Consider the following 3,750-nt stretch of genomic DNA (forward strand, 5'->3'; position numbering starts at 1 on the left):
TGCAACTGGCTTGTGTAGCCGAGACGAACTTGATCGGAAGCGATGTCCGCTCTCGGCATCAAGTCCGGCGAGACATGCATTTCCAGATGCGCGTTCGATTCGTAGCCGAGATAGAAGCGCAGTAGCGCCATGATTTCGCTGTGCATTTGACGACCGGGTGTCAGACCCAATACCGATTCCGGTGTCGTCGGCGAAATCACGACTCGCGCGCAATTGCCGCGGTCATAGAAGCCGCGACCGAGTACGCAGTTTTCGCCGAGCGCTGTCGGTTCGAACTCGTTTAGCTGAATCCACACCGGGTGGAATTCGGTGACCGTAATCGTCGCGTCAGGGACGGCATGTTGCAGCACGCCCGCGAGACCTTCGGCCGTGCGCGTTCGCTGGCTGGCGAGTCCGAGCATTGACAGCAGCTTGCGTGTGCCAACTGTCTGTTCGATCGCCGGATGCCCAATGCCAAGTCCCACGAGGCTGACCAGGCAGCGCGAGACATTGTCCGTGCCGCCCTTCTTGAACCCCGCAGGAAATCGATACTTGCGCCACGCCCGATAAAACTGCGTCGCGATCCTGTGATGGAACATGTCCAGGAACGCCGACAAGGGTTCCGCGCCGTCACGGTTCTGCGCGACTTCATCGATGAAATACGATGGCATGCGGGCATCGACGCCGTAGAGCCCGAGAAATGTCGTGCGGATGGCGGCGGGTTTTGATGCATCGTCGTAGTTGAATTCGACCGCATCGATTTCCTTGCCGGGGAATCCGAGCCGAGCACGCGAACGAAAGCGGACTGGCTCGTTTGCTAGTGAGTCGGTCGAGCCGAGTGACGGCAGATTCGGCGCGGCGAGTTCGATCAATTCACAAAAGTGCATGAAGTTCATGCGTGTCGCATCGTGCAGCAAAGCGGGCAATAGGACGCGCTCCTCAGACACCGGAAGCTCTCGATGCGGCGCGTTCAAAACGGTGCTCCCTCAGCTTTGTTATCGGGCCACGTTATGCGGCGTCCGCTCGGTAACGAGACGACAACCAGCTTTACATAGATATTCATTGTCGCGTACAGCGCGAGGAAGCGATTGAGCATCTCGCCGAACAACGCGAGATCGCCGTCACCCGCAAACTTGTCGCTGTTAAGCGTGACTTCGATTTCCACACCACGCAGCAAGCCGCCCTTTACGAGCTTTTGCAGGGGCCGATGTTTGACGTCGATGATCGCATCGATACGCCGGCGATTTAGCTCGCCATCGGTCCAGTCGTAAAGCGCCAGACTGCCGCGCAGGATTTCGGCATCGAGCAGAGAGAGGTAGTTAGGCGCCAGATGCGAGAGCACACGCCAGTGGAAACGGTCTCTTGTCGGTGGGTAAACGGGCAAGGTCGGTGCGGTGAGGTTTCTCACCGACGCGACGTTCGTAAAGCCGCCGCGCGTGCGGTTAATACTGGCTTCGCGCAAGCCCTTGCGAGGCAGCATACCGTTTGTTCCGGTCACGGAGAGCGATAGCGTCTCATCGGGCAGCGTGGTCTCCCCTTCCCATGCATGGCCGCCCAACACCACCCACGTGTCGAACCGCCCGGACGGTCCGCGTCGTGCGCGAGTATGGAAGTATCGCTCGGGCATCTCATGGCGCAACATGCCGCCGCGGTGACGGAACGACGCGAACGGCGCGTACTCAAAACGCGAGCCGTTGGAGGTTTCAAAGCCTACGATCGAGTCAACCGAATACGCTTCCACAAAATCACCGCGTGCCTTCACCGTATGTACCCGGTACTCGGTTTCGAAATGCGAGACCGTGATGGGATCGGCCTGGATGTTGAACAGGTTGATGATCGGCGTGCAGAAGAGCCGAACGTTTTCTGCCGTGAAGCGCATGTCGTCCGGGTAAGGCTGAGCCAGCACAATCTCGACATCGAAGTAGGGTGCGGCTTGAGGAATTGACTGCATGTCGAGCCCCACGAGATCCACGAACATGAACTTCTCGGGAAACGTGAAATATTCGAGCAGCAGTTGATAACCGCCGAATGCGTTGTCAGCTTTGGGCCACAGGCGTTCGTCAGCCTTGAATCCGGCGGCTTCTATACGCAGGCCTTGCATGCTTTGCGGCAGTCCCGGCCGATCCTCGGGATAACCCGGAATGCGGACGTGAACCGAGAGCGGTGCTGCGGTCAAGGCGGTGTAAAGGCTCAACGCCACCGGTCGATCCGCATTCAGATATAGCCGCAGACGTGGTATGTGCATTTGCGCGCGCGGGATCTGCGGCTGCAATTCCAGCCTGAGCCTGATCACCGATCTGCCGTCCTCGCGTGCGTGCGCGTTGGCTTCGATCAGCTTGACCGGATACAAGTCGATCGCTTGCGTAGTGCGATAGATGCACTCGACGCTCTCTTTATCGACGGGAATCGGATCGGCCAGCACTTCAAGGCCCGCCGCGAGTACTTCATGACTTTGCAGCAAACCTTCCGTGGGCGTGACTTCGAGTATCGACAGTGACGGAATCATCCGAAGATAGTGCGGCCAGAGCATGCTGACGAGACCTTCAGTCAGCTCGGGCAATTCATCGTCGAGTTTTTGGCGCAGACGTCCAACGAGAAACGCAAAACCTTCGAACAGGCGTTCGACGTGCGGATCGCGCTCCCCGATGCGGTCGATGTTTAGCATCTTCGCGCGGTCGGGAAACGCTTGTGCGAACTCCTTGCCGGCCTCACGCAGATAGCGCATTTCGGCTTCGTAGTAGCGCAGGATGTCGTTGTCGTTGGGTTTGTTCACGGGTCAGGCCTTTGGCGGGGTCTAGTCGAGCGCAACGGCGCGGGCGGCATCGATAGTAGTCAGCTCGACGATCAACGTGTCGATGCGTTGAGCGAGTGCGGGCTTATCCGCATCCTTGCGCGTCATGCGGACTTTGAGCAGCCGCATTAGATGCTGCTTGGCTTCGAACGCGAGTGATGGTTCCCATACCGCCAACTCGAAGCGGCGTGCTGCGGTGTCCACGCTCGATAAAAGGTGCAGCGCCGTGTCCGGTCGTTCGGCGCGCTCGGCGACGCGCGCCATGACCAACTGCCTGACGAAACGGTCTCGATGTCCCTCCTGTGCGGGAAGGCGTTGCAGAAATGAGAATGCGGAATCCAGTCCTTCCTTGGAGGCGAGATTGTTGGCTTTTGTTTCGGTGTCCGCCCAGTCCGTATTTGCTGATTGTGCCGCGACAGGGACCACCGTTTCACCGCGATCGATATCGCGAACGGTCGCGTAACGTGCGATCCATTCGAGTGTGGAATCGTCGGCGAAAGGGGTGCCATCGGAGAAAGACAGCAAGTGGAAACCGGGCAGTCGTTCGAGCATCAGCGCGCAGTCGGTCGCGGCCAGATCGCGCACTGGCGCGTATTCGCTACCGGCCTGTTCCTGAGCTACGAATGCGTAATATTGGAGATCGAGCCAAAAGTGGTTTGCGCCTTCAGCGAACGCGAGTTCAACGCGATCCAGGAGTTCAAGCCATTGATTTTGCATGAGCAGACGCTTGAGTTGAGCGCGAAGTTCGGCGCGTGGCGGAACGAGTCGCGTCTTGCTGGTGGGGTCGCACGGCGGGACTTCGGTGAGCGTGTCCCATCGGATGCAGCGCATGAGGCGATAAGCGGCCAGATACCCTTGCGGCTGTTCACGTAGGAACACTGCCATCTGACGCGCACGATCGAGTAGATCGCGGGTTGACGAAACTTCGGTTGATGAGGGCAGTATTGCGGCTGTGCTCGCCCCAAACGGAGAGGCTTTCG

Annotated in this window: 3 protein-coding genes; all 3 read right to left on the bottom strand. The window is 58.9% G+C overall.

Going from position 1 to position 3,750, the window contains the following annotated elements; all coding sequences use genetic code 11:
- The coding region (gene tssG / locus JWR14_RS13930) for a type VI secretion system baseplate subunit TssG (protein WP_299707557.1) at positions 1 to 875 on the bottom strand (875 nt) is incomplete at its 3' end.
- A 74-nt stretch (positions 876 to 949) separates the two neighbouring features.
- Entirely contained in the window at positions 950 to 2,752 is a 1,803-nt protein-coding gene (gene tssF, locus JWR14_RS13935; RefSeq protein ID WP_299707560.1) for a type VI secretion system baseplate subunit TssF, read from the bottom strand.
- Positions 2,753 to 2,773: 21 nt separating this feature from the next.
- Positions 2,774 to 3,750, bottom strand: a 977-nt coding sequence (gene tssA, locus JWR14_RS13940) for a type VI secretion system protein TssA (RefSeq protein WP_299707563.1), incomplete at its 5' end; no start/stop codon positions are given.

This window comes from Caballeronia sp. (genome assembly GCF_028292365.1).
Taxonomy (GTDB): Bacteria; Pseudomonadota; Gammaproteobacteria; order Burkholderiales; family Burkholderiaceae; genus Caballeronia.